This is a genomic window from Mycobacterium sp. 852002-51163_SCH5372311, assembly GCF_001667115.1.
Classification (GTDB): Bacteria; Actinomycetota; Actinomycetes; order Mycobacteriales; family Mycobacteriaceae; genus Mycobacterium.
The window spans coordinates 50508-75851 of record NZ_LZIJ01000193.1 but is presented as its reverse complement, the minus strand read 5'-3'; the positions used below and the strand labels follow the sequence as shown (position 1 = coordinate 75851).

Annotated in this window: 25 protein-coding genes; 13 read left to right on the top strand and 12 right to left on the bottom strand. The window is 66.4% G+C overall.

Going from position 1 to position 25344, the window contains the following annotated elements; genetic code table 11:
* The first annotated feature begins 7 nt into the window (after positions 1-7).
* On the top strand, positions 8-1351 hold the full coding sequence (locus A5791_RS23690) for a HAMP domain-containing sensor histidine kinase (protein WP_067242177.1): 1344 nt from the start codon (positions 8-10) through the stop codon (positions 1349-1351).
* Between the two features lie 9 nt (positions 1352-1360).
* On the opposite strand, the gene A5791_RS23685 is transcribed toward A5791_RS23690, so the two are convergent.
* Positions 1361-3085, bottom strand: a complete 1725-nt coding sequence (locus tag A5791_RS23685; protein ID WP_067242350.1) for a serine/threonine-protein kinase PknH/PknJ — start codon at positions 3083-3085, stop codon at positions 1361-1363.
* Positions 3086-3164: 79 nt separating this feature from the next.
* Between A5791_RS23685 and A5791_RS23680 the strand changes: the two genes are divergently transcribed.
* Positions 3165-3419: a DUF2630 family protein gene (locus A5791_RS23680; RefSeq protein WP_067242174.1), complete on the top strand. Its 255-nt coding sequence runs from the start codon at positions 3165-3167 to the stop codon at positions 3417-3419.
* A gap of 3 nt (positions 3420-3422) precedes the next feature.
* On the top strand, positions 3423-5024 hold the full coding sequence (locus tag A5791_RS23675) for an NAD(P)/FAD-dependent oxidoreductase (RefSeq protein WP_067242171.1): 1602 nt from the start codon (positions 3423-3425) through the stop codon (positions 5022-5024).
* A 44-nt stretch (positions 5025-5068) separates the two neighbouring features.
* Here the strand turns inward: A5791_RS23675 and A5791_RS23670 are convergent, their stop codons facing one another.
* Together A5791_RS23670 and pdxH are read right to left on the bottom strand one after the other, a co-directional pair.
* Positions 5069-6364: a citrate synthase gene (locus A5791_RS23670; RefSeq protein WP_082967105.1), complete on the bottom strand. Its 1296-nt coding sequence runs from the start codon at positions 6362-6364 to the stop codon at positions 5069-5071.
* Positions 6365-6544: 180 nt separating this feature from the next.
* A complete protein-coding gene (pdxH, locus tag A5791_RS23665) occupies positions 6545-7204 on the bottom strand; it encodes a pyridoxamine 5'-phosphate oxidase (protein ID WP_067242164.1) in 660 nt (219 codons plus the stop codon).
* 72 nt (positions 7205-7276) lie between these two features.
* Here pdxH and A5791_RS23660 point away from each other — a divergent pair, with 72 nt between their 5' ends.
* Complete coding sequence (locus A5791_RS23660) at positions 7277-8404, top strand: citrate synthase 2 (RefSeq protein ID WP_067242161.1); 1128 nt, start codon at positions 7277-7279, stop codon at positions 8402-8404.
* Positions 8405-9004: 600 nt separating this feature from the next.
* Entirely contained in the window at positions 9005-9472 is a 468-nt protein-coding gene (locus A5791_RS23655; protein ID WP_067242346.1) for a VOC family protein, read from the top strand.
* Here the strand turns inward: A5791_RS23655 and A5791_RS23650 are convergent.
* Complete coding sequence (locus tag A5791_RS23650; protein ID WP_067242156.1) at positions 9469-11166, bottom strand: FAD-dependent oxidoreductase; 1698 nt, start codon at positions 11164-11166, stop codon at positions 9469-9471. The genes A5791_RS23655 and A5791_RS23650 overlap by 4 nt on opposite strands.
* Positions 11167-11197: 31 nt before the next feature.
* On the bottom strand, positions 11198-12223 hold the full coding sequence (locus A5791_RS23645; RefSeq protein WP_067242153.1) for a diiron oxygenase: 1026 nt from the start codon (positions 12221-12223) through the stop codon (positions 11198-11200).
* 207 nt (positions 12224-12430) lie between these two features.
* On the opposite strand from A5791_RS23645, the gene serC reads away from it, so the two are divergent.
* Entirely contained in the window at positions 12431-13549 is a 1119-nt protein-coding gene (gene serC / locus A5791_RS23640) for a phosphoserine transaminase (RefSeq protein WP_067242149.1), read from the top strand.
* 123 nt (positions 13550-13672) lie between these two features.
* Positions 13673-14440 (top strand): septation protein SepH, encoded by a 768-nt coding sequence (gene sepH / locus A5791_RS23635; RefSeq protein ID WP_067242146.1) that lies wholly within the window; start codon positions 13673-13675, stop codon positions 14438-14440.
* Here sepH and A5791_RS23630 read toward each other — a convergent pair.
* The 3 genes from A5791_RS23630 to A5791_RS23620 are packed head-to-tail and all read right to left on the bottom strand — an operon-like array spanning position 14437 to position 15931.
* Complete coding sequence (locus A5791_RS23630) at positions 14437-14709, bottom strand: DUF2537 domain-containing protein (RefSeq protein ID WP_067242143.1); 273 nt, start codon at positions 14707-14709, stop codon at positions 14437-14439. The two genes, sepH and A5791_RS23630, sit on opposite strands and share 4 nt — an antisense overlap.
* On the bottom strand, positions 14706-15539 hold the full coding sequence (locus tag A5791_RS23625) for an RNA methyltransferase (RefSeq protein WP_067242139.1): 834 nt from the start codon (positions 15537-15539) through the stop codon (positions 14706-14708). Before A5791_RS23625 ends, A5791_RS23630 begins: the two co-directional genes overlap by 4 nt.
* Positions 15536-15931: a MarR family transcriptional regulator gene (locus A5791_RS23620; RefSeq protein WP_369828128.1), complete on the bottom strand. Its 396-nt coding sequence runs from the start codon at positions 15929-15931 to the stop codon at positions 15536-15538. Before A5791_RS23620 ends, A5791_RS23625 begins: the two co-directional genes overlap by 4 nt.
* A 180-nt stretch (positions 15932-16111) precedes the next feature.
* On the opposite strand from A5791_RS23620, the gene A5791_RS23615 reads away from it, so the two are divergent.
* Complete coding sequence (locus A5791_RS23615) at positions 16112-16387, top strand: DUF2530 domain-containing protein (protein ID WP_067242132.1); 276 nt, start codon at positions 16112-16114, stop codon at positions 16385-16387.
* Between the two features lie 40 nt (positions 16388-16427).
* Entirely contained in the window at positions 16428-16883 is a 456-nt protein-coding gene (locus tag A5791_RS23610; protein WP_067242130.1) for an SRPBCC family protein, read from the top strand.
* Here the strand turns inward: A5791_RS23610 and A5791_RS23605 are convergent.
* The gene (locus tag A5791_RS23605; RefSeq protein ID WP_067242127.1) at positions 16880-17701 is read right to left on the bottom strand and encodes a DUF3027 domain-containing protein; all 822 of its coding nucleotides are present in this window, start codon (positions 17699-17701) and stop codon (positions 16880-16882) included. The two genes, A5791_RS23610 and A5791_RS23605, sit on opposite strands and share 4 nt — an antisense overlap.
* 208 nt (positions 17702-17909) lie before the next feature.
* Between A5791_RS23605 and A5791_RS23600 the strand changes: the two genes are divergently transcribed.
* Both A5791_RS23600 and A5791_RS23595 read left to right on the top strand, forming a co-directional pair.
* Positions 17910-19517 carry an MFS transporter gene (locus A5791_RS23600; protein ID WP_156661578.1) on the top strand — a complete coding sequence of 536 codons (1608 nt, stop codon included), beginning with the start codon at positions 17910-17912 and terminating at the stop codon, positions 19515-19517.
* Positions 19514-20005 carry a DUF2771 domain-containing protein gene (locus A5791_RS23595; protein WP_067242122.1) on the top strand — a complete coding sequence of 164 codons (492 nt, stop codon included), beginning with the start codon at positions 19514-19516 and terminating at the stop codon, positions 20003-20005. The genes A5791_RS23600 and A5791_RS23595 overlap by 4 nt, the downstream gene beginning before the upstream one ends.
* Before the next feature lie 175 nt (positions 20006-20180).
* On the opposite strand, the gene A5791_RS23590 is transcribed toward A5791_RS23595, so the two are convergent.
* From A5791_RS23590 to A5791_RS23580, 3 genes are all read right to left on the bottom strand, one after another.
* Positions 20181-21185 (bottom strand): glutathione S-transferase family protein, encoded by a 1005-nt coding sequence (locus A5791_RS23590; RefSeq protein ID WP_067242343.1) that lies wholly within the window; start codon positions 21183-21185, stop codon positions 20181-20183.
* Positions 21186-21212: 27 nt separating this feature from the next.
* Positions 21213-23162: an acyl-CoA dehydrogenase family protein gene (locus A5791_RS23585; protein ID WP_067242119.1), complete on the bottom strand. Its 1950-nt coding sequence runs from the start codon at positions 23160-23162 to the stop codon at positions 21213-21215.
* Positions 23163-23288: 126 nt separating this feature from the next.
* The gene (locus A5791_RS23580) at positions 23289-23696 is read right to left on the bottom strand and encodes a cold-shock protein (RefSeq protein ID WP_067242116.1); all 408 of its coding nucleotides are present in this window, start codon (positions 23694-23696) and stop codon (positions 23289-23291) included.
* Positions 23697-23860: 164 nt separating this feature from the next.
* On the opposite strand from A5791_RS23580, the gene A5791_RS23575 reads away from it, so the two are divergent.
* Entirely contained in the window at positions 23861-24265 is a 405-nt protein-coding gene (locus tag A5791_RS23575) for a YccF domain-containing protein (RefSeq protein WP_067242112.1), read from the top strand.
* Positions 24262-25344, top strand: a complete 1083-nt coding sequence (moaA, locus tag A5791_RS23570; RefSeq protein ID WP_067242109.1) for a GTP 3',8-cyclase MoaA — start codon at positions 24262-24264, stop codon at positions 25342-25344. Before A5791_RS23575 ends, moaA begins: the two co-directional genes overlap by 4 nt.

Below are 25344 nucleotides of genomic sequence, written 5' to 3'. Positions count from 1 at the left end.
ACCAGTGATGAGCCTTCTGTCGCGGATTGTTGCCCGTACGCCTTCGTTGCGTACCCGGGTGGTGGTGGCGACCGCCATCGGCGCCGCGATCCCGGTGCTCATCGTCGGAACCATCGTCTGGTTCGGCATCACCAACGACCGCAAGGAGCGCCTGGACCGCCGCCTGGACGAGGCCGCGGGTTTCGCCATCCCGTTCCTGCCGCGCGGCCTTGACGCGATTCCGCGTTCGCCCAACGACCGGGGTGCCATCATCACGGTCCGCCGCGGCGACACGGTCAAGTCGAGTTCCGACGACGTCACGCTGCCCAAGCTGCAAGCCGACTACGCCGACACCTACGTACGGGGGGTGCGTTACCGGGTGCGGACGGTGGAAATCCCCGGACCCGAGCCGACGTCGGTGGCCGTCGGCGCCACCTACGACGCCACCATCGCCGAGACCAACAACCTGCACCGCCGGGTGCTGTTGATCTGTGGCTTCGCCATCAGTGCGGCGGCGGTGTTCGCGTGGCTGCTGGCCATATTCGCGGTGCGCCCGTTCAAACAACTGGCCCAGCAGACCCGGAATATCGACGCGGGCGACGAGGCGCCACAGGTCGAAGTACACGGCGCCAGTGAAGCCATCGAGATCGCCGAGGCGATGCGTGGCATGTTGCAGCGCATCTGGGACGAACAGAACCGGACTAAGGAGGCCCTCGCCTCGGCCCGCGACTTCGCCGCGGTGTCCTCACACGAGCTGCGCACCCCGCTGACCGCAATGCGCACCAACCTGGAAGTGCTGGCCACCCTGGACCTGCCCGATGACCAGCGCAAAGAAGTGCTCAACGACGTCATCCGGACCCAGTCGCGGATCGAGGCCACCCTGAGCGCGCTGGAGCGGTTGGCCCAGGGCGAACTCTCCACGTCCGACGACCATGTGCCGGTCGACATCACCGACCTGCTGGACCGTGCCGCCCATGACGCCACCCGGATTTACCCGGACCTGGACGTCTCGCTGGTGCCGTCGCCCACCTGCATCATCGTGGGGTTGCCGGCCGGGTTGCGGCTGGCCGTCGACAATGCCATCGCCAACGCCGTCAAGCATGGCGGCGCCACCGAGGTCCAGCTGTCCGCGGTCAGCTCACGGGCCGGAGTGGAGATCGCCATCGACGACAACGGCAGCGGCGTGCCCGAAGAGGAACGCCAAGTGGTGTTCGAACGATTCTCCCGCGGGTCGACGGCATCCCATTCCGGGTCGGGGCTGGGCCTGGCTTTGGTGGCCCAACAGGCCCACCTGCATGGTGGAACGGCGTCGCTGGAGAACAGCCCGCTGGGAGGTGCCCGGTTAGTGCTGCGTCTTCCCGGTCCCAGTTAAATCTGCCGGTTATTGCGGGATCTTCGCCGCGATCGCGTTCAGGACATCGATGCCCTGGTTGGCCAGGTCTGCACGGCAGGCGTTGACATCGATCACGACGTTGCTGCGGGTGGTGATGGCCCGCTGGCATCTCCACCCGTTGATGTCGTCCTTGGTCTGTGCCATCGAGACGATGCCATTGGCGTCGTTGAGCGGACCGAAAGTGGTGCGCTGCGGCGGCAGGCCGGGGATCGTCACGGAGATCGTCCGGCCCGAGCACTTGGACCACTGCGGTAACACCTGATCTGAGAACGCTTTCCGGGCCGCGTCTGCGCTGCGGAAGGTGATCACCGCCTGATAGACGGCATACATCGGGGTCGCGTTGCCGTCGCTGAGATCTTGCACCCGCGCCGCGGTCCACCCGGTGTTGGCATAGGTGCTGTGCTGAGCCGGCAGGAACGCGCCGACGCAGTCCACGTCTTTGCCGAACAGTGTCTCCGCTCCGGAGTCGTCGGCCACCTGGCCCAGAGACCGCGTGACCACCATCTTCGGGGCGCCGATGATGTCGGCCGCCTGCTGGGCGGGCAGGATCAGCCCCAGCAGGGCGGAGGCGCCGACGGTGGGTGGTGTGGTGGACGACGTGGGGGTCGCTGTTGCGGGAGTGGCGTGACGTCCGCTGCGCGCCAGCAGGGTGACGCCGATTGCGGTGGCGGCCACCACCAGTAGTGCCGTCGCCGCAGCCAGCCAGCGGCCACGAGGGCGCCGAGGCGGCGCGAAGGGCCCCGGCGGCGGCGCCCACGGTGGTGGACCCACCTGCTGTGGCGCCCAACCCGCGGTGGCCGCCGCCGTCGGCGCCGGCGCATACGGGGCCACCGCCACCCCGGGAACCGCCCGCAACGCCACCGTGGTGTCCTCCGCACCCAACGCCTGGGCCGCCGCAGCAGCGAACTTACGCGCCGACACAAACCGCGCCGCAGGATCTTTGGCCATCGCCTTGGCGATCACCTCATCCATGCGCATCGACAACGCCGGCACCACATCACTGACCCGCGGCGGCGGCGCCGTCAAATGCGCCGCGATCACCGCGGCCATCCCATTGGCCGACGCGAACGGCGGCACACCGCTCAACAACCGAAACAACGTGCACCCCAACGAATACACATCAGCGCGACCATCAAAAGACTCACCGGCCAACACCTCCGGCGCGGCATAACTGACCGTAGCCATAAACGACCCCGTCGCCGTCAACTTCGCATCATCAAGAGCACGCGCAATCCCGAAGTCCCCCAACAACACCCGCTCCTCAGGCCCCACCGGACCCGACAACAAAAAATTGCCCGGCTTGACATCGCGATGCACCACCTTGCGCTCATGGGCATAATCGAGCGCCTTGGCCACCTCACTGACCACATGCACCGCACGCACCGGCGTCATCGCCCCAGCACGCAACGCCTCATCAGCATCGGTGCCATCAACGAACTGCATCGCAATCCACAGCTGACCCTCAAACTCCCCCCGCCGATAAATCGCCACCACATTCGGATGATCCAACCCCGCCGCCACATCGGCCTCCCGGACAAACCGCGCCCGAAAATCCGCATCCCGCGACAACTCCGCCGAAAGCACCTTGATCGCCTCAAACCGCGGCAAATCAGGATTACGCGCCAAATACACCGTGCCCATCCCACCGGCACCCAACACCCGCTCCACCCGATACCCGGCAAACACCGAACCCACACCCAACCCAACAACCACCCGCCGACCGTACCCGCCGCCATTGAGCCGGCACGTCGACAATGCCTTCACCCGGACACCCGTGCGGCACACTGGAGCGATGGCTGAACCGACCGACAGCGAGACCATGGCGCACATCCGCGACCTGGTCGCCGAAGAGAAAGAACTACGGGCGCAGCTGCAGCGCGGCGACATCGGCACCTCCGAGGAGCACGATCGGCTGCGCCGGCTGGAGACCGAGCTGGATCAGTGCTGGGACCTGCTGCGACAGCGGCGGGCGCTGCGCGACTCCGGGGGTGACCCGCGCGAAGCGAGCGTGCGACCGGCCGACGAAGTCGAAGGCTACCTCGGCTAGCGAATGGCTCTGGGCGACGGCGCGCAGGACGTCGATGTCTTCGATGTCGTCGATGTCGTCGTCGTCGGCGGTGGGCACAACGGCCTAGCCGCGGCCGCTTATCTGGCCCGCGCGGGCCTGCGGGTGCGGTTGCTCGAGCGGCTGGAACACACCGGCGGGGCCGCGGTATCGGCGCAGGCGTTCGACGGCGTCGACGTACGGGTTTCGCGCTACTCCTACCTCGTCAGCCTCCTGCCGTCGCGCATCCTCGAGGACTTGGGAGCACCCGTTCGGCTGGCCCGGCGGCAGTTTTCGTCGTACACCCCGGACCCGGCGACCGCCGGTCGCACCGGCCTGCTCGTCGGGCCGCAGTACGACACATTTGCCGCCGTCGGCGCCGCCGGTGATCGGCGCGAATTCGCCGAGTTCTACCGACGCTGCCAGCTGGTGACCAAGCGGCTCTGGCCGACGCTTATCGAACCGCTACCCACCCGGGAGGAAGCGCGACGCCGCGTCCTTGAAGATCCCGACGGGGCGGCTGCCTGGAGGGCGATGATGGACGAGCCGATCGGGCATGCCATCGCCGATGCCGTAAGTAACGACCTGGTTCGCGGAGTAATCGCCACCGACGCGTTGATCGGAACATTCGCCCGCCTCGACGACGAGTCGCTGCGGCAGAACATCTGCTTCCTCTACCACGTGCTCGGCGGCGGCACCGGCGAGTGGAACGTCCCGGTCGGCGGCATGGGCTCGGTGACCGCTGCGCTGTCCGCGGCGGCCATCCGGTACGGAGCCGAAATAGTCACTGGCGCAGACGTTTTCGCTATCAGCTCAGACGGTGAGGTGCACTACCGCACCGGCGATGACGAACACGTCATCGCCGGGAGCTTCGTGCTGGCCGGTGTCACACCGGCGGTGCTGGCCGAGTTGCTCGGTGAACCCGCGCCGCCAGTCGACCCGGGCGCACAAGTCAAGGTGAACATGGTGTTGCGCCAACTGCCGCGCCTGCCCGACGAGAGCGTCACGTCCCGGCAGGCCTTCACGGGGACGTTCCACATCAACGAGACCTGGACCCAACTGGACGGCGCCTACTCTCAGGCGGCCACCGGACAACTTCCGAATCCCTTGCCGTGCGAGGCGTATTGCCATTCGCTGACGGACCCCAGTATCTTGTCAAGCGCGCTGCGCGAGTCGGGCGCTCAGACCATGACGGTGTTCGGGCTGCACACGCCGCACGGGCTGTCGAGCGCCGGGGGGTCGTCCGGCCAGCTAACCGACGCGGTGTTGGCTTCGCTGAATTGCGTTCTGGCCGAGCCGATTCAGGATCTGCTGATGACCGATGCGCACGGTCGGCCGTGCATCGAGACGACGACCACTCTGGATTTGCAGCGCACACTTCGGATGACTGCGGGCAACATCTTCCACGGCGGGTTGTCGTGGCCGTTCGCCGACGGGGACGACCCGCTGGACACGCCCGCGCGGCGATGGGGCGTCGCCACTGACCACGCCCGAATCATGTTGTGCGGCTCCGGCGCTCGGCGAGGCGGGGCGGTGTCGGGTATCGGCGGTCACAACGCCGCGATGGCCGTGCTGGCTTCCCTCGCGAGCAGACGCAAAATCGCCTAAATGGCGCCCTCTTCATGCGATTTTGCGACTGCTCGGCAGAAGTATTAGCGGCCGTCGATGGCGGCGTAGTTCCGCTCTGTGTAGCCGGTGTAGATCTGGCGCGGACGCCCGATCTTGCTATCGCCCTCGTCGTGCATCTCCCGCCAGTGCGCGATCCAGCCAGGCAAGCGGCCCAACGCGAACAGCACGGTGAACATGCGGGTCGGGAAGCCGAGGGCCCGGTAGATCAGGCCGGTATAGAAGTCGACATTCGGGTACAGCTTGCGCTCGATGAAGTAGTCGTCGGTCAGCGCCGCCTCTTCGAGTTGCTTGGCGATGTCCAGCAGGTCGTCGTCGCCGCCGAGCTTGGACAGGATCTTGTCGGCCTGCTCCTTGACGATGCGGGCGCGAGGATCGTAGTTCTTGTAGACCCGGTGGCCGAAGCCCATCAGCTTGACGCCGGCTTCTCGGTTCTTCACTTTCCGGACGAATTCATTGACGTCGTCGTCACTCTCGCGGATCTCCTCGAGCATTTCGAGCACCGCCTGGTTGGCCCCGCCGTGCAGTGGGCCCCACAGCGCATTGATGCCGCCCGAGATTGAGGTGAACAGGTTGGCACGCGACGAACCCACCAGCCGCACCGTCGACGTCGAACAGTTCTGTTCGTGGTCGGCATGCAGGATGAACAGCATGTCCAGCGCCCGCACCACCTCGGGATCGGGCTCATAGGGCTCCGCCGGAAAGCCGAACGTCATCCGCAGGAAGTTCTCCACCAGCGACAGCGAGTTGTCCGGGTAGAGGAAGGGCTGGCCGACCGATTTCTTGTAGGCGTACGCGGCGATGGTGGGCAGCTTGGCCAGCAGGCGAATAGTCGACAGTTCGACCTGGCCATTGTCGATCGGGTCGAGCGCGTCTTGGTAATAGGCGCTCAATGCGTTCACCACGCTCGACAACACCGGCATCGGGTGCGCATTACGCGGAAAGCCGTCGAAGAACCGCTTCAGATCCTCGTGCAACATGGTGTGGCGCTGGATCCGGTGGGTGAACTCGGCGAGCTGCTCGGTGTTCGGAAGCTCACCGTAAATCAGCAGGTAGCTGACCTCGATGAAGGTCGATTTCTCGGCGAGCTGCTCAATCGGATAGCCGCGGTAGCGCAGAATGCCGGCGTCGCCGTCGATATAGGTAATGGCGCTCTTGCAGGCGGCGGTATTGCCGTAGCCGACGTCGAATGTGGTGTATCCGGTCTTGGCCAACAACGGGCCGAGCGCAATGCCGTCGTTCCCCTCGGTGGCGTGCACGATCTGCAGGTCCACCTCACCGCCCGGGTACCGGAGGTTGGCGGTGTCGTCGTTGTCGGCCACGAGAACCCCTTTGCGCTCTGCTGACATGGCTGCCACACCAGGTGCGTCTAGTGCGTATAGGTGAAGGTAGTCGTTATCGCGGCCCCGTGTCTGCCCGGGGTGGAAACTGCAGGTCTGCACTTTGCGAGCGCACCGAATCGCGCCCTGCCGGGCCGAAGTGGGCGACGGCCGCGAGCCAACTCAGGGCTGGAGGCGTTCGACGCGATCCCCGACCACCCGGATCCGGTTGTGCACCCGGTTTTCCCGCCCCTGCCAGAATTCCACCACCTCAGGCCCGATGAGGTAGCCGCCCCAGTTCGGCGGTACCGGGATGTGCTCGGAGTCGGCGAACCGCGCCGTCACTTCTGCCAGCTGGCCCAGCAGCGCCGCGCGCGAGGCGATCGGCCGCGACTGGTGTGACGCCCAAGCGCCTAATTGGGAGCCGCGCGGCCGCTTCGACCAGTAGTCCTCGGTGACGCGGGGGGCGACCTTGCTCACCGGGCCGCGGACGTGCACCTGGCGCCCCAGCTGATACCAGGGAAAGGTCGCCGACGCGTACGGCGTCGCCGCCAGCTCGGCGCCCTTGTCCGAGTCGTAGTTGGTGAAGAATGTGATGCCGGTCTCGTCGGCGTTCTTGCACAACACCGATCGGCTCACCGGCCTCCCCGCTGCGACTGTCGCCAGCACAAACGCGTTGGGCTCGGCGATACCGGCCTGTTCGGCATCGTCAATCCACTTGCGGAACAACGCAAGCCAACCATCGTCGAGCCAGTCGGCGTCCAGATCCGGGCTGCCGTCTTTCTCCGCCGCCCCATACTCCACTCGCATCCGCGCCAGCTGCTGCTCGTCTGGGCCTGCCATTGCGCCAACGCTACCGGCGCTTGCTACCGGCCGGTAGCATGCGGCCGGAACGCGGGTGCGAGAATTTTCCCTATGACTGTGGTCCCGGAAGATTTCGTCCCTGGCCTCAACGGAGTGGTGGCATTCACCACCGAGATCGCCGAGCCGGACAAAGATGGTGGTGCGCTGCGCTACCGCGGTGTCGATATCGAGGATCTGGTCAACCAGCAGATCACATTCGGTGACGTATGGGCGTTGCTGGTCGACGGCAAGTTCGGCAGCGGCCTGCCTCCGGCCGAGCCGTTCCCGCTGCCGATCCACACCGGCGACGTGCGAGTCGACGTCCAGGCCGGTCTCGCGATGCTGGCGCCTATCTGGGGATACAAGCCGCTGCTGGACATCAAAGACGACACCGCCCGCGAGCAGCTGGCCCGTGCGTCAGTGATGGCGCTGTCCTACGTCGCTCAGTCCGCACGCGGTATCTACCAGCCCGCCGTCCCGCAGCGAATCATCGACGAATGCTCAACGGTCACAGCACGTTTCATGACTCGTTGGCAGGGCGAGCCGGATCCCCGCCACATCGAGGCCATTGACGCCTACTGGGTGTCGGCCGCCGAACACGGCATGAACGCCTCGACGTTCACCGCGCGGGTGATCGCCTCCACCGGCGCCGACGTGGCGGCGGCACTGTCCGGTGCGATCGGTGCGATGAGCGGACCGCTGCACGGCGGGGCGCCCGCTCGCGTCCTACCGATGCTGGAAGAGGTGGAGCGCACCGGCGACGCCCGCGGACTGGTCAAGGGAATACTGGACCGCGGCGAAAAGCTGATGGGCTTCGGGCACCGCGTCTACCGTGCCGAAGACCCCCGTGCGCGGGTGCTGCGCGCTGCGTCCGAACGGCTGGGCGCGCCCCGCCACGACGTCGCCGTCGCGCTGGAACAAGCCGCGCTGTCGGAGCTGCGCGACCGTCGTCCGGACCACCCGATCGAAACCAACGTCGAGTTCTGGGCCGCGGTCATCCTGGACTTCGCCCGAGTGCCGGCCAACATGATGCCGGCGATGTTCACCTGCGGCCGCACTGCTGGGTGGTGCGCCCACATTCTCGAGCAGAAGCGACTCGGCAAGCTGGTCCGCCCGTCGGCCATCTATGTCGGGCCGGGGCCGCGTAGCCCAGAGTCTGTCGAAGGCTGGGACCGAGTGCTCACCGGGGCAAGGACTTAGCTCGGGCTGTGTCACGAGCGGGCCGGAACGCCGCTGGACTCGGTACACAATTGGCCACACTGGTCACTCGCATCACCGGCGTACGGGCTGCGTTTGTCCACCCTCGAGCGACAATTGGCTTGCCGCGCAACGGTTGTCGCTCGGAGGTGGACAAAAAGACATACACGCCGGATTCGGTGACGGATGGGACTCATGAAACATGCGGGCCGTCGATTCTCCGCACTACCGTTGTGTCGACGGCAAGTTCGCTGTCCTAGGCTTTCGAGCGTGAATCCTGGGCTTCGCGTGTGAATCGTGGGCGTTGCCAGTGAATCGTGGGCGTTGCCAGTGAATCGTGGGCGGACGAATCGCCGGAATCCCGCCATGGCTTCACGCGCAAAGCCGTCAGTTCACGCGCAGAGCCATGGCTTCACGCGCAGAGCCGTCACTTCACGCGCAACGCCGTCACTTCACGCGCAAAGGCCGGCCCACGCATCCAGTTTTTGTCGGTACCCCGCGGTTGAATGCCGGTGTGGCGATGACTTCTCATCGCGCGCGCGGTCTATAACCGTGAGCCCGGGCCAAAGCCTGGTCCGGGATACCGACAGCAAGGAGAACACGATGGCGATCAACGTCGAGCCCGCTCTTTCCCCGCACCTGGTAGTCGACAACGCCGCCGCAGCGATCGATTTCTACGTCAAGGCCTTCGATGCCGTCGAGTTGGGCCGAGTTCCTGGCCCGGAGGGCAAACTGGTCCACGCCGCGGTGCGCATCAACGGCTTCCTCGTCATGCTCGCCGACGACTTCCCGGAAATGTGTGGCGGCAAGTCGATGACCCCGAAGTCACTGGGCGGAACGCCGGTCACCATCCATCTGACCGTCACCGACGTGGACGCCAAGTTTCAGCGAGCGGTGGACGCGGGCGCCACGGTGGTGATGCCGGTGGACGACCAGTTCTGGGGAGACCGCTACGGGATAGTCGCCGACCCCTTCGGACACCAATGGTCGCTGGGCCAGCCGGTGCGCGAGCTCAGCATGGAGGAGGTCCAGGAAGCGATGGCCGCCCAGGCGGGCAGCTCAGCGAGCTAAGTCGCGGACAGTTCGCGCAGTCGGGCGGTTAGCCGGCGTCGTAACGGCGCCGGCTGCGCGGCGGCCGCGGCGGCCAGCATGTCGTCGACGTCGGTGAACTTGTTGCGCGGGCGGCCGTCGGCGCTGCCACGCGCAACCTCGGCGGCGTCGATGGCATGCCATCCCGTCGAGTCCAGAACGTCGGGCTGACGAGCCCGCACCAACTTGGCCAGCGCCGCGGGCCGGGCCCCCGGATCGTCCAGCTTGCCGGCGTTGAAGTCGGCGACCAGGTTATGGACGGTTTGCAGCGAGCAGGACTTGTTGGTTCCGATGAAGCCGGTGGGTCCGCGCTTGATCCAGCCGGCGACGTAAGCGCCCGGTACCGGCTGCCCGGATTCGGCGTCGACGACACGACCGCCGTCGTTGGGCACGACAGCCGCCGCTTCATCGAACGGCAGATCGCGAATGGGCTTGCCGCGGTAGCCAATTGACGTCAGCACCAAGCCGGTACCGAGCTGGCGGCGCTGCTCGGTACCCGTGACGGTGAACTCGACGCCGGTTGCCCGCTGCGGCCCGAGGACCTGCACGGGGGTGAGCTGATACGCCAACCGGACGCGCGGTCGCGAACTCGGCGCTGAGCTGTCGCCGAGTTTGCTCAGGATCTCCAGCTTGTTCTTGGTCAGCGGGTCGGAGACGGTCGCGAGATCCCGGGCGACCAGCTCGTGGTCGGCGGTGTCGAGCACCACGTCGGACGCGCCGGTGAGCCCGATCAGCTCGGGCAACGTGAACGCCGAGTGGGCCGGCCCGCGCCTCGCGGCGATCACCACCTCGCGCACCGCAGAGTTGCGCAACGCCTGCAGCGCGCGATCGGAGATGTCGGTGCGGGCCAGTTCGTCCGGATCCGCGGTGAGCACGCGGGCCACGTCGAGGGCGACGTTGCCATTACCGATGATCACGACCCGCTCGTGGCTGAGATCGATTGGCAAATGGGCGAATTCGGGATGCCCGTTGATCCAGGCGACCAATTCGGTGGCGGTCCCCGTGCCCGGCAAGCCCATTCCGTCGATATCAAGCCGACGGTCGTCGGGTGCGCCGACCGCATACAGCACGGCATGGTGATGCGCCAGCAGTTCGGCGTGGCTCAGGTGCTTGCCGATCTCGACGTTGAGATAGAACCGGAAGCGGCGATGACTGGCCACCCGGTCGAAAAGCCGGGTGACCCGCTTGGTGCTCTGGTGATCGGGGGCCACTCCGGCACGCACCAAGCCGTAGGGCGTCGGTAGCTTCTCGAACACGTTGACGCGTACTCCGTGCTGGACCAGCAGCTCGTCGGCGGCATACATCGCCGCCGGTCCGGACCCCACGATGGCAACTGTCAGCGGCTGAGAGCGCGCCCGCACCTCGGGGGCCGGGATCACCGGGGCCAGCTTCGACGTCGGCGGCAGTTTCACGTCGGCGGGCCGGTCCGGATAGAACGACGCGTTGATCTCAACGAACGGCAGTTGCTTGGCCTCCAGCTTGATGTCGGGTGCGATCGCGCCGACCGGGCAGGCACTCACACAGGCACCGCAGTCCACGCAGGCCACCGGATCGATATACAGCATCTCCGACGTAGCGAACCCGGGCTCGTCCGGAGACGGGTGGATGCAATTGACCGGACACGCGAATACGCAAGACCCGTCATTGCAGCACGACTGAGTAATAACGTGCGGCATCAGCAGCTAGACCTGTGAAGAGCTCGCCGAGTTACGCGGCAGGCGCAGCGGCCAAGTGCTGGCGCTGCGGCTCGCTGCGGTAGCGCGACGGTTTGCCGTTGATCTTGCAGATCCGCCACATGAGCCGGGCCGAGCGAGTCTCCATCAGCCCGGTGTCATAAGCCAACATCCGGACATCGGAGAACATGTCGCGCAACCACTTCCGCGACTCCGGCGACCGGAAGAACAGCTCCTTCTTGACCGAGCGCGGAATATCGAACTCCTGCCAAAACGACTTGGGCGGAATCAAAATCGCATTGCACAACGTCCGCATCGTCAGCGGGAAGTACAGCGAAACCCAGAATCGCTGCCTGCGCGTCAGATGCGGTAAGCGCCTGCGCAGGAACTCATGGGCGAACGAGATGTGCCGTGCTTCTTCGGCCACGTGAATGGCCATCACCCGTTCCATGATCGGGTGCAGCGACTTGCCTTCCCTGAGCACCTGCTTCTGGGTGTGGTCGATGGGCTCCTCACCGGCGAGCACACCGATGAAGAACGCGACCGGCAACGGTCCGGCCACCAGCGGCACCAGCGGCGAAATCCAGCGCAGCCGCCTCGGCATCCCCGGGACATCGGCGCCGATGCGGTTGACCATCTCCTGGAACATCATGGTGTGGTTGCACTCTTCAACCGATTCGTGCAGGCAGTACCGGTATTCCGGCGACCCGTTGGGCACCCAGAAGGTGTAGTTCATCAGTCCGCGGATCAAGATGGACTCGAAGTGCAATCCAACCTTGGCGACGTTGGCCTGCCGCCACATGCCAATCTTGATCTGGCGTTCCAGCGGCTGTGCCTGATACCAGGGATGACGGCCCAACGGGTCGGTCGCCGGGAGAACCCACCGAGGATCGTTCTCGGTGACTTCGAACTCCGGTGACTCCCAATCGATATCCGTGTACGGGTTGAAGTTTCGCCGCACAGACCCCTCGGACAGTGTGGCGAGCATCTCCACGTACTCAGCGTCGTCGCGCACCTCCATGTTGCGGCGCCATCGCTGAACCATTCGCGTCCCGGCCATTCAGCCCTCCCCAATGAGGTTTACGTGTGGACGTGTACCCAAGACGGTACCGGCGGTACCGCGAATTCACCAGACTCGGCCAGAGCAGTGTGGCCTGACCAGTGGTCACTCTGGTGAAGTGGGCTAGCTCACACCCCGGTGCGCTGCGTGATCAGCCAATCGGCCCGCTGCCCGGGGGCCTCTTGACCGCTCACTACCCTGGTGGCCATGGCTGAGCCCCTCCAGATTCCCGCTGACATCAAACCGCGCGACGGCCGCTTCGGGTCGGGTCCGTCCAAGGTCCGGCCCGAGCAACTGCAGGCGCTGGCCACCACGGCTGCCGCACTGTTCGGCACGTCGCATCGGCAGGTGCCGGTGAAGAATCTGGTGGGTCGGGTGCGCTCGGGGCTGGCCGAGCTGTTCTCCATACCGGATGGGTACGAGGTAATCCTGGGCAACGGCGGTGCCACCGCTTTCTGGGATGCCGCGGCATTCGGCCTGATCGATCAGCGCTCATTGCACCTGGCCTACGGCGAGTTCAGCTCCAAGTTCGCCTCCGCAGTCAGCAAGAACCCCTTCGTCGGTGACCCAGTGATCATCAAGGCGGACCCGGGCAGCGCGCCGGATCCGCAGAGTGATCCGTCCGTCGACGCGATCGCCTGGGCGCACAACGAGACGTCGACCGGGGTCGCGGTGCCGGTGCGCCGCCCCGCGGGTTCGGGTGACGCATTGATCCTCATCGACGCGACCTCCGGCGCCGGTGGGCTGCCGGTCGACATCGCCGACACCGACGCGTACTACTTCGCGCCGCAGAAGAACTTCGCCAGCGACGGCGGCCTGTGGCTGGCGATCATGAGCCCCGCCGCGCTGGCCCGTGTCGAGTCCATCGCGGGTTCCGGTCGCTGGGTTCCCGACTTCTTGTCGCTGCCGATCGCCGTCGAGAACAGCCTGAAGAACCAGACCTACAACACGCCGGCCATCGGCACCCTGGCGCTGCTGGCCGAGCAACTCGACTGGATGCTGGGCAACGGCGGCCTGCAGTGGGCGGTCAAGCGCACGGCGGACTCGTCGCAGCGGTTGTACTCGTGGGCGCAGGAGCGGCCGTACACCACCCCATTCGTCACCGACCCGGCGCTGCGGTCGCAGGTGGTGGGCACGATCGATTTCGCCGACGACGTGGATGCCGCGGCCGTCGCGAAGGTTTTGCGGGCTAACGGCATCGTCGACACCGAGCCGTACCGCAAACTCGGCCGCAACCAGCTGCGGGTGGCGATGTTCCCCGCCGTCGAGCCCGACGACGTCAGCGCGCTGACCGAATGCCTCGACTGGGTGGTCGAACGGCTTTAGCCCGAGCAGCGCGGGTCCGAGTCCAAGGCCTCCGCGTGTCACCGAGGTCAACGACGTTTGTCGCACTAGAGTGCGCAGCTAACAGGTCCGTGCTGACCCGCACGAAACCTGCGAGGAGATGCCATGCGGGAACTCAAAGTGGTCGGGCTCGATGCCGACGGGAAAAGCATCATCTGCGAGGGGGATGACCCCGCAGAAAGGTTCAAGCTCCCGGCCGATGACCGACTGCGGGCGGCCCTCGACGGCGAGCCGGCGCAGCCGGAACAACCGCAGCTCGACATCGAAGTCACCAACATGCTGAGCCCCAAGGAAATTCAGGCCCGCATCCGCGCCGGTGCATCCGTCGAGCAGGTAGCCGCGGCGTCGGGATCGGATATCAACCGGATTCGGCGGTTTGCGAACCCGGTATTGCTGGAACGTTTTCGCGCCGCGGAGCTGGCGACGGCCGCGCACCCGCTGCTGGCCGACGGTCCATCGGTGCTGACACTGCTGGAAACCATCACCGCCTCGCTGATGACGCGTGGCTTGCAGGCCGACAGACTCAGCTGGGACGCGTGGCGCAGCGAAGACGGTCGCTGGACGGTGCAGCTGACGTGGAAAGCGGGCAGGTCGGACAACCGCGCCCATTTCCGGTTCACCCCCGGCGCCCACGGCGGGACCGTCAGCGCGATCGACGATGCCGCCAGTGAGCTGATCGACCCGGACTACAAGGCGCCCCTGCGGCCGCTGGCGCCGGTCTCCCACATCGCCTTTGAAGCCTTCGAGGAGCCGGAGGCGACGCCGGCGGAAGCCCCGCCGCCGCAGCAGCAGGCGAGCAGCCGACGCGGCAAGCCCCCCGTTCCGGCCTGGGAGGACGTGCTGCTCGGAGTGCGCTCAAGCGGGCAGCGCTAGCTACTCCCGGTCATCGCCAGCAGCGTCAGCCACGCAGTCGCGACGCCCACCCCCGCACCCAGCACGAACCATCGCAGCACCGGGGTGCGCCGCCAGCCCCACACCGTCGGCGCCAGTCCCCCGACCGCCACGATGTTGAGCCCAACGGCCAGCAGCGCATGCACCCGTATCAGTCCGAGGCTCAGCACCACCACGGCGGTTCCGATGACCGCGGCCACGAAACCGGCCACCGTCAAACCCGTTGCCCACGGCGTGGATTGGTCCGTCACACGCCGAGCCTAACTCGCTCGTAGAAGGCCAACGCCGCGGCCGTCGCGACGTTGAGCGAGTCGGTCCCCCGCGACATCGGGATGCGCACCCGCACATCGCTGCGCCGCAGGGCGGCCGGCGTCAGTCCCGGCCCCTCCGCTCCCACCAGCACCGCAATCCGCTCGTCGCGGACGTCGGCCATCGCCTCGGCCAGCGGGCGCGCATCGCCGTGCGGAGTCATCGCCAGCAACCGAAAGCCGCTTTGTTTCAGCTTCACCAGATCGACGGGCCAGTCGGTAGCTCGCGCATAGGGCACCAGCAACGCGTGCCCCATCGACACCCGGACCGCGCGGCGGTAGAGCGGATCGGCGCATCCGCTGCCGAACACCACCGCGTCCACGCTCAGTCCCGCGGCGTTGCGGAAGATAGAGCCCAGGTTCTCGTGGTCGTTGACGCCTTCGAGCACCGCGACGGTACGGGCGCCGGCTATTACCTCGGCAACGCCGGGTTCCGGCGCCCGCCGCGCGGCGGCCAGCACTCCACGGTTGAGGTGGAAGCCGACGACCCGCGCCATGACGTCAGCGGAGACGCGATAGTAGGGCGCCTGGGCGGCGGCCAGGTCGTCGTGAAGTTCGGCCAGTCTGCGGTCGGTGCCCAGCAACGCGAACGGGGCGAACCGGGATGCCAGCATGCGCTGCACCACCAGCACACCCTCGGCGATCACCAGCCCTTTGCCGGTCGGCAGATCGGGACGACGGTCGACGCTGTTCAGGTCGCGGAAATCGTCGAGCCGTGGATCGTCGGGATCGTCAATGTCGAGTATTTCGAAGACGCCCGGGACATCGCTCACGGGCGTCCGTCGGCCCTGTCATCCACCAGGGCCAGCATCAGATCGGCGGCGCAGCGCAGGATGTCACGCTTGTCGTCGTCCAGCGTCGCGAGCCGCTCGGCCAGCCACTCCTGGCGAGCGCGGCGCGCCGCCTTGACCAGCTCGGCACCCGCCTCGGAAACCGAGACCAGCACCTGGCGGCCGTCGACGGGATGCGGTGTGCGGTCCACGAAACCCATGTCGGCCAAAGAGGCGACCACCCGGGTCATCGACGGTGGCCGGACTCGTTCGCGAAGTGCAAGCGCCCCGGGCGTCATCGCCCCTTCGTTGGCCAGTGTGGTCAGCACCGACAGCTGGGACAGCGACACCGGCGACTGCGCATTGCGGAACCGCAGCTGCCGCGCCAGCCGCATAACCGCCAACGACAAGTCGCTGGCCAGGCGGGCATCGCTGTCAGGCACAGCGCGAGGTTACAACGGAACCTGACAAAGAACACCAAAACCGGAACCACGGACTTCGCCCCATTTCACCGCGACGTGCTATTTCGTCGGCCGCGAAACGGCCGTCGCCGTCGCCGGGCTAGATTTGTCGCGATGTCTGTCGAACGTGATCAGAACATTCAGCCGCCGCCACTGCCGCCCAAACTGCTCGCGGTGTGGCCGGTCATTGTGGTCGGCGTGCTGGGCTGGCTGATCGCGGCGGCCGTGGCGTTTCTGGTGCCGGCGCTGGCGAGTTGGCGTCCGCTGACAGTGGCCGGACTGGTAACCGGAGTGATCGGCACGAGCATCTTTTTATGGCAACTCGCCGCTGCCCGGCGTGGCGCGCGCGGCGCGCAATCCGGACTCGAAACCTTTCTTAACCCGAAATAAACCGCACGGCAATTCACCAACGAAGCATCCGGGAGGATCAGTGGTAGCGCCACTTCTACAAGCGCAAGTTGATATCGACGCACCGGCATCGAAAGTCTGGGCGCTGATTTCGGATTTTCGGCGAATGCCGGAATGGAGCCCGCAATGTCGCTGGATGCGGCCTTTCGGTCCGCTTCGCCAAGGCACCCGCACGCTGAACTTCAACCGCCGCAATCGACTTTTCTGGCCCACCACCTCCACCGTGATCGAGGTGATCCCGGAGAAGAAGCTGGCATTCCGGGTCGACGCCAATCGCACCGTGTGGAGCTATGAGCTCGAGCCGAACGGCGAGGGCACGCGGGTGACCGAGAGCCGGCATGCCGAAAACGGGGTCAGCGCGTTGTCGAACATGTCGGTCAAAGCCTTCCTGGGCGGGACGACGAACTTCGAACGCGAACTGCTGGACGGCATGAACACGTCGCTGGCGAACATCAAAGCCGCCGCCGAGCGAGGTTAGTCCGACTCCTCTTCAGGGGGCTGCGCTGGCGGTGTCGCCGGCGGGGACTCCACCATGTCGAGGACACCATCGTCGTATGGCTCGTAGATCGGCGAGCCAGTGCCCGCCGGGGCCGGGGTGTCGGAATGAGCGCCGCAGCCGTACTGCTTGTCGACGACGTGCCCGTCGGCGGACAGCTCGTTGCCGCATACGCCGAACATCGCGCCCAGCGATCCGGCCAACGGCAAGAAGAAGCCACAGTCGCGGCACACGCGCTTGGTTGACCGAGCCATCGCCGACGCGGGACCGTAGTCGCCCGCGTGCCAGCGCTCGGCGGCCTCGGCCCGGCCCAACGGACTCATCACCCAGCGCCGGCCCAGCCCGACCTCCGCGGCGGTCTCGTCCACCTGCGGGTCACCGCTGGCGGCGTAGCCGGGAACCAGCCGCGGGTCGTCCGCAGCCGGAGCCAACAGGTCACCAGGGCTCAAATCCCCCGGCTTGACCCGCTGCTCCCACGGCAACCACTCGGGCGCCAACAGCGCCGTCGGCCCGGGGACCAGCACCACTTCGCTGACGGTCGCGTGGTCGGCACCCGGATACGCCGCGACGACGACGGCCCACTGCCACCCCTGATAGCCGGGCAGATGCGCCAGGAACCGATGGGTCGCGGCGGCCGCGTCTTCATACCCGACGCCCAGATAGTCACCCACCGTCTCGGCGCCGCTGAACTCTGCGATCGCCGCCCTGGCCTGGTCGACCGCGCCCGTCAGCACCACCGCCAACCCCTCGGGCCAATCGTCCACTGTTGACACGGCGGCTTCCTCGATGGGTCCGCTCACACTGCTGCCTTTCTCCCTGCTCTATCAAGCGCGTCTCCAATACTGCCGAAAACCAGGTTGCCGAGCCACACCTGGCCACTTGCCGACGCGCGCAGCCGGCATAGGACAGAATTGAACGGTGTCTGGACGGCGGCGTGATCACCCGGGTCCCGCGGAGCCCTACCCGGGCCGCCGGCCCCGCACCGGACCCGTCAACGAACACCCCGGCATGGCCAACTATCCGGCCGACCCCACCAACGAAGCCGACTACCGCCGCACGCGCCGGCCACCGCCGATGCCCAGCGCCAACCGTTATCTCCCGCCGCTCGGCGAGAACCCACCGCAGCGCGACCGCAGCGCACCACCCCCGCCCCGCAATCCCGCCTCCGGCGACCGGATCACCGTCACCCGCGCCGCAGCCATGCGCAGCCGCGAAATGGGTTCCCGGATGTACTGGATGGTCCAGCGCGCCGCCACCGCCGACGGCGCCGACAAGTCGGGACTGACCGCGCTGACCTGGCCCGTGGTAGCCAATTTCGCGACCGACGCGGCGATGGCGGTGGCCCTGGCCAACACGCTGTTCTTTGCCGCGGCCAGCGCGGAGAGCAAGTCCAAGGTGGCGCTGTATCTGCTGATCACCATCGCGCCGTTCGCGGTCGTCGCGCCGCTGATCGGTCCGGCGCTGGACAAGTTGCAGCACGGCCGTCGCGTCGCGCTGGCGGCGTCGTTCGCTCTGCGCACCCTGTTGGCACTGGTGCTGATCATGAACTACGACGGTCCCCACAGCAGTTACCCGTCGTGGGTGCTGTACCCCTGCGCGCTGGCCATGATGGTGTTCTCGAAGTCGTTTTCGGTACTGCGCAGCGCGGTGACGCCCAGGGTAATGCCGCCAACCATCGACCTGGTCCGGGTCAACTCCAGGCTGACCATGTTCGGTCTGCTGGGCGGAACCATCGCCGGCGGCGCCGTCGCGGCGGGGGTCGAATTCGTCTGCACCCACTTGCTCAAGCTGCCCGGCGCGTTGTTCGTAGTCATCGCAGTCACGCTGGCCGGCGCGTTTTTGTCGATGCGGATTCCACGCTGGGTCGAAGTGACCGCAGGTGAGGTGCCGGCCACCTTGAGCTACCACCGGGACAGCCCGCACCCGCAAAGCCCGCCGCAGCAAGTCAAGAACATGGTCGGATCGTTGCGACAACCGCTGGGCCGCAACATCATTACCTCGCTATGGGGAAACTGCACCATCAAGGTGATGGTGGGTTTCTTGTTCCTGTATCCGGCGTTCGTCGCCAAGGCGCAACACGCCACCGGCTGGGCCCAGCTTGAACTGCTCGGCATGATCGGCGCGGCAGCCGCGATCGGCAACTTCGTCGGGAACTTCATCAGCGCTCGCCTCAAATTGGGCCGGCCGGCTGTGATGGTCGTCCGCTGCGCGATCGCGGTCACCATCGTGGCGCTGGCGGCCGCGGTGGCCGGCGACCGAGTGGTGGCGGCGATCGCCACCCTGATTACGTCGGGCGCCAGCGCCATTGCCAAGGCCTCGCTGGACGCGTCGCTACAGCATGATCTGCCGGAGGAATCGCGGGCATCGGCCTTCGGCCGTTCGGAGTCGATGCTGCAGCTGGCCTGGGTGCTGGGCGGTACCGTGGGCGTCTTGGTGTACACCGAATTGACGGTCGGGTTCACCGCAATCAGCGCATTACTGATTTTCGGCCTGGCGCAGACCATCGTCAGTTTCCGTGGCGAGTCGTTGATCCCGGGCCTGGGAGGTAACCGGCCGGTGATGGTCGAGCAGGAACTCACCCGACCCGGCGTCGCACACTCCGGGGCGCCCAGGTGAAACGCCCTGTGGCCGTGCTGCTGGCCGTCGTGGTGGTCGTGCTTGCCGCGGGGGCCGGGGTCGGCGCGTGGTTCTTGGCGCGCAAGCCAGGTCCGCATCGACCCGAGATCACCGTGTACTCGCACGGACACCTGACTCGCGTGGGGCCTTACATGTATTGCAATGTGCTCGATCTGAACGACTGTCAGAACCCGGAGACGGTCGGCGAATTGCGGGTCAGCGCACGCTATCCGGTGCAGCTCTCGGTCCCGGAAGCAATTTCCCGCGGGCCTTGGCAACTACTGCGGGAGTACGAGGATCCCAACGATCGCACCAGCAGCCTCTTCCTGCCGGGTACCAAACTGGCGGTCACCATCCCCACCGTCGACCCGCAGCGAGGGCGCCTGAAAGGCATTGTCGTGCAGTTGCTGACGGTGGCTATCGACCGCTCGACCGGCGAACAGGTCTATCCGCCGCACGCGGAATGGTCTGTGCGAATTATCGATTGACGTCTGCGCAACTTTGGGTGGTGAATCGTCGGCTTTGCGCGTGAAACGTGGGCTTTGCGTGTGAATCGTGGGTGGGCTAATCGCCCGAGTTTCCGCCCTAGCTTCACAGCGAAAGCCATAGTTTCACAGCGAAAGCCGTAGGCGCACAATCAACGCCCCGACCCCACGCCCTCGCCTATGCTCCGTGACCGGCCGGCACCCGTTCGCCCTCGACCGTCGGCCCTGGAGCCGTGCCGTCCCCGAATGGCCTGCCGCCCAATGCCTCCCGGCCGTGCGGGGACAGCCATCCGGACAGGTCGGGACCCTTCGGCACAATCCGGGTGGGGTTGATGTCGGCGTGCACGATGTAGTAGTGCTGCTTGATCTGGACGAAATCGGTGGTATCGCCAAAACCCGGTGTCTGGAACAGGTCTCGCGCATAGGCCCACAGCACCGGCATCTCGGACAGCTTGGTCCTGTTGCACTTGAAGTGCCCGTGGTAGACGGGGTCGAAGCGGGCCAGCGTGGTGAACAGGCGCACGTCGGCTTCGGTGATGGTGTCGCCCACCAGGTATCGCTGGCTTGACAACCGCTCACTCACCCAGTCCAGCGCGGTGAACAACCGGTCGTAGGCGGCGTCATACGCCTCCTGTGAGCCGGCGAATCCGCAGCGGTACACGCCGTTGTTGATCTCGGTGTAGATCCTCTTGCTCACCTCGTCGATCTCGGCCCGCAACTCCGGCGGGTACAACTGCGGTGCTCCCTCGCGGTGGTAGGCGGTCCATTCGGTGGAAAAGTCCAGGGTGATCTGAGCGAAGTCGTTGGTGACCACCGCTCCGGTAGGGATGTCGACGATCGCCGGGACGGTAATGCCCTTCGGATAGTCCGGAAAGCGCTTGAAGTAGGCGTCTTGCAGCCGCGGGATCTTGAGCACCGGGTCCACACCACCCGGGTCGAGGTCGAAAGTCCAACTGCGCTCGTCGTGAGTAGGCCCGCAGAAGCCAATGGAGATAACGCTTTCCAGACCCAGCAGCCGTCTGACAATGATGGTGCGGTTCGCCCAAGGACACGCCCGGGCAACGACGAGCCGGTACCGGCCCGGCTCTACCGGGTAGCCGTCGCGTCCGTCGGCGGTGATGCGAGTGGTGATGTAGTTGGTGTCGCGGGTGAATTCACCTGTCCCGGCAGTGTAAGTGGCCATGACCACCATCCTGCCGCACGCGGCGATTCACAGGGTGGCGTCCGTCGGCGACACCGTCAGGAAGCGGCGCGCCACGTTTTCTTCGGTGGACGGAGCGGGTTCCCAGTGCGTGATCCATGGGCCGGTGCCCGCCGACTGGTCGATGATCCCCTCCTCGAGCCACGTGTAGCGGCCCTCCAGCACCGCGTCGGTGAGCCGAACGTCGCTGCTGTCGGTGTTGGCCCACAACGCATGGAACAACGCCTCGACCCGAAGAGTCGCCTGCTCGCAGAACGTTTCGGCCAGTTCGTAGGCCTGCCGCCCGGCGGCCGGGTCTGCGGCGCGCGTAGCCTCGGCTCGCACGCATGCCGCCGACATGGCGAACAGTTCGGCGCCGATGTCGACGATGCGGCCCAAGAATCCCTGCTTTTCCTCGAGCTTGGCCTGCCAGCGCGCCATCCCGTAGAAGGTATTGCGGGCCAGCTTGCGTGAGGACCGCTCGACGAATCTGAGATGCGACGCCAACGGCCCGAACTCGCTGAACGCCCTTGGGCGTTGACCTTCACCAAACACCAACTGCGGCAACCACTTTGCATAGAATCCGCTGGCACCCACCGCAGCCGAGGCCTTCTGCCGCAGGTCGGCTTTCGGGTTCGCCAGATCACCGGCGGCGCTCAGGTGCGCATCGACGGCCTCGCGCGCGATCAGCAGCCGCATGATCTCGCTGGAACCTTCGAAGATGCGGTTGATCCGCAGGTCGCGCACCGACTGCTCCACCGGCACCGCACGTTCCCCGCGCGCAGCCAGGGATTCGGCGGTCTCGTAGCCACGCCCACCGCGGATCTGCATCAGCTCGTCGCTGATCAGACAAGCCATCTCGCTGGACCACAATTTGGCCAACGCGGCTTCGATCCGGATGTCGTTGCGGCCTTCGTCGGCCATTTGAGCGGACAGTTCGAGCACCGCGTCGAGCGCATAGGTGGTGGCGGCGATAAACGAAATCTTGCTGGCAACCGCTTCATGCTGGCCCAGCGGCTTACCCCACTGCACCCGCTCCTGCGACCATTCCCGCGCAATCTTCAGCGACCACTTGGCGGCCCCCGTCGCGACGGCGGGTATCGACAGCCGTCCGGCGTTCAGGGTGGTCAGCGCAATCTTCAGGCCGTCGCCCTCTCGGCCGATGAGGTTCTCGCGAGGCACCCGAACGCGGTGCAGCCTGGTGACGCCGTTTTCGATGCCGCGCAGACCCATGAACTTGTTGCGGCGCTCGACAGTGATCCCGGGCGAGTCGGCCTCGACCACAAACGCGCTGATGCCGCCTCGGTGTCCTTCGCTTCGCGGCACCCGGGCCATGATCACCAGCAGGTCGGCGACGACGCCGTTGGTGGTCCACAACTTCACGCCCTCGAGTTCGTAGGCCTGCCCGTCCTCGACCGGTGTCGCCGTCGACGCCAGGCGCGCCGGATCGGAGCCCACGTCGGGCTCGGTAAGCAAAAATGCCGAGATGGCGCCGGCGGCACAGCGCGGCAGGAATTTCCGCTTCTGCTCTTCGGTGCCGGCCAGCTTGAGCGGTTCGGGCACGCCGATCGACTGATGAGCCGACAGCAGCGCGCCGAGACTGGGATGGACGGACGACACCATCATCAGCGCGCGGTTGTAGGCAACCTGCGACATCGCCAGGCCGCCGTACTCCGACGGGATCTTCATGCCGAAGCAGCCCAACTCGGCCAGGCCCTTCACGTACTCGTCGGGGATCTGGGCATCGCGCTCGATGACGGAGCCGTCCAGGGTGTCGAGAAATTCTCGGAGCTGCTCAAGGAACGCCCGGATCCGGGCTTCTTGGTCGTCGGACGGCCTCGGGAATGGGTGTATCAGATCCAACGGAAAACGACCGAGGAACAGCTCCTTGGCGAAAGATGGTTTGTCCCAACCACTTTCGCGGGATTCTTCGGCGAGCGCTCGCGCTTGCTCCGCGGTGACCTGGGCTTGCTGCGCCATCGACGCCTCCTCGCTGACGAATCACATTTAGGCATGGGTACCCCGTACCTGCCCGAATGTTACGCGCCAGTAGCTTCGGAGTGCACGCATCGCTGGGGCGCGCCGAATGAGGCGGTCTACTGCCCGTTAAGCCTCGAACTCCCGAGCCACCGCCTTGACCACTTCGGAGACGCGACGAGCCGTCTTGCGATCCGGGTAGCGGCCCTTGCGCAACTCGGGCTGCACCGTGCTCTCCAGCAACGTGATCATGTCCTCGACCATGCCGTGCAGCTCGTCGGGGCTGTGCTTGTGCTCAGCAGGCGTCTCGCGGCGCGTTCTGGAAAGGGTGGGCGGCGGGTCGATCAGCTTCAGACTCAGCGCCTGCGGTCCGCGGCGTCCGGACGCAACTCCGAATTCCACCCGCTGGCCCGTCTTGAGACCTTCGACACCCGCGGGCAGCGCCGACGAGCGCACATAGACGTCCTCGCCGTCCTCCTGCGACAAGAAGCCGAACCCCTTCTCGGGGTCGTACCACTTCACCTTGCCGGTCGGCACTGCTCTCACCTGCTTTGTCTGACGGATCGTTATTATGGGCAACAGAATGAAGCGTCCCGCTTGCGCAGGACGCAATGTGGTTTCCGATCCTACTCGGATGGCCGCGCGCGGAGCACCCCTGTTTACCCCGTACTCGGTAGGGTGGCAGTACCGCTGGAGGAAAGATGCACCTGATCCTGAACGTTATCTGGCTGGTTTTCGGTGGCCTCTGGATGGCCCTCGGCTACCTGATCGCGGCGATCGTCAGCTTCCTGCTCATCGTCACCATCCCGTTCGGCTTCGCGTCGCTGCGCATCGCCTCGTACGCCTTGTGGCCGTTCGGCCGCACGATCGTCGACAAGCCGAGCGCGGGAACACTGACACTGATCGGCAACGTCATCTGGGTGCTGTTGTTCGGCCTGTGGCTGGCGATCGGCCATTTGGTGAGCGCCGCGGCGATGGCGGTCACGGTCGTCGGCATCCCACTGGCGCTGGCTCAGCTCAAGCTCATCCCGGTGTCGCTGTTGCCGCTGGGCAAGGAGATCGTTCCCGTCGGCGCATCGGCTCGAAACGAGCGGGTGCCCGCATGACGTTGACCGCCTTGGGTGTCCCGACGGTCCGCCGCGGGTCAGACCAGCACTCCGCCGGGCTGGAGATGCCCACTTCGGGGCCTTTGCTGGACACATTCGGCAGGGCCGCCACCGACCTGCGGGTGTCACTGACCGACCGCTGCAACCTGCGTTGCAGTTACTGCATGCCGGCAGAGGGGTTGGACTGGTTGCCCCGCGAGCAGTTGCTGCAAACCGACGAGTTGACGCGGCTGATGAATATCGCCGTCACCCGGTTCGGTGTCACCAGCGTGCGCTTCACCGGTGGCGAGCCGCTGCTGGCCCGCCACTTGGAGGAAGTAGTGGCGGCAGCGGCCAGTCTGCGGCCGCGCCCCGAGATCTCGCTGACCACCAACGGCGTCGGATTGGCGGGGCGAGCCGCCGCCCTCGTTGCAGCGGGTCTGGACCGGGTCAACGTGTCACTGGACAGCGTCAACCGCGACCATTTCACCGCCATCACGCGCCGGGATCGGCTCGCCGACGTACTGGCCGGCCTTGCCGCCGCCGGCGCCGCCGGCCTCACGCCGGTCAAGGTGAACGCCGTTCTGGATCCCCACACCGGCCGCGAGGACGTCGTCGAGTTGTTGCGGTTCTGCCTGGACCACGGTTACCAGTTGCGTGTCATCGAGCAGATGCCGCTGGACGCCGGACATCAGTGGCGCCGCGGCGCCGCGCTCAGCGCCGACGACGTGCTGGCCGCGCTGCGGCCGCACTTTCGGCTGCGTCCGGACCCTGCGCCGCGTGGATCTGCTCCGGCCGAACTCTGGCTCGTCGACTCGGGCCCGGGCACTGCGGCCGGGAAGTTCGGTGTCATCGCCTCGGTGTCGCACGCCTTCTGCTCCACCTGTGACCGCACCCGGCTGACGGCAGACGGGCAAATCCGCAGCTGTCTGTTCTCCGCCGAGGAGACCGACCTGCGCAGTCTGTTGCGCAGCGGCGCGGACGATGACGCGGTCGAGGCGGCCTGGCGCGCGGCGATGTGGGCCAAGCCGGCCGGCCACGGCATCAACGACCCCGACTTCATCCAGCCGAAACGCCCGATGAGCGCAATCGGGGGCTAG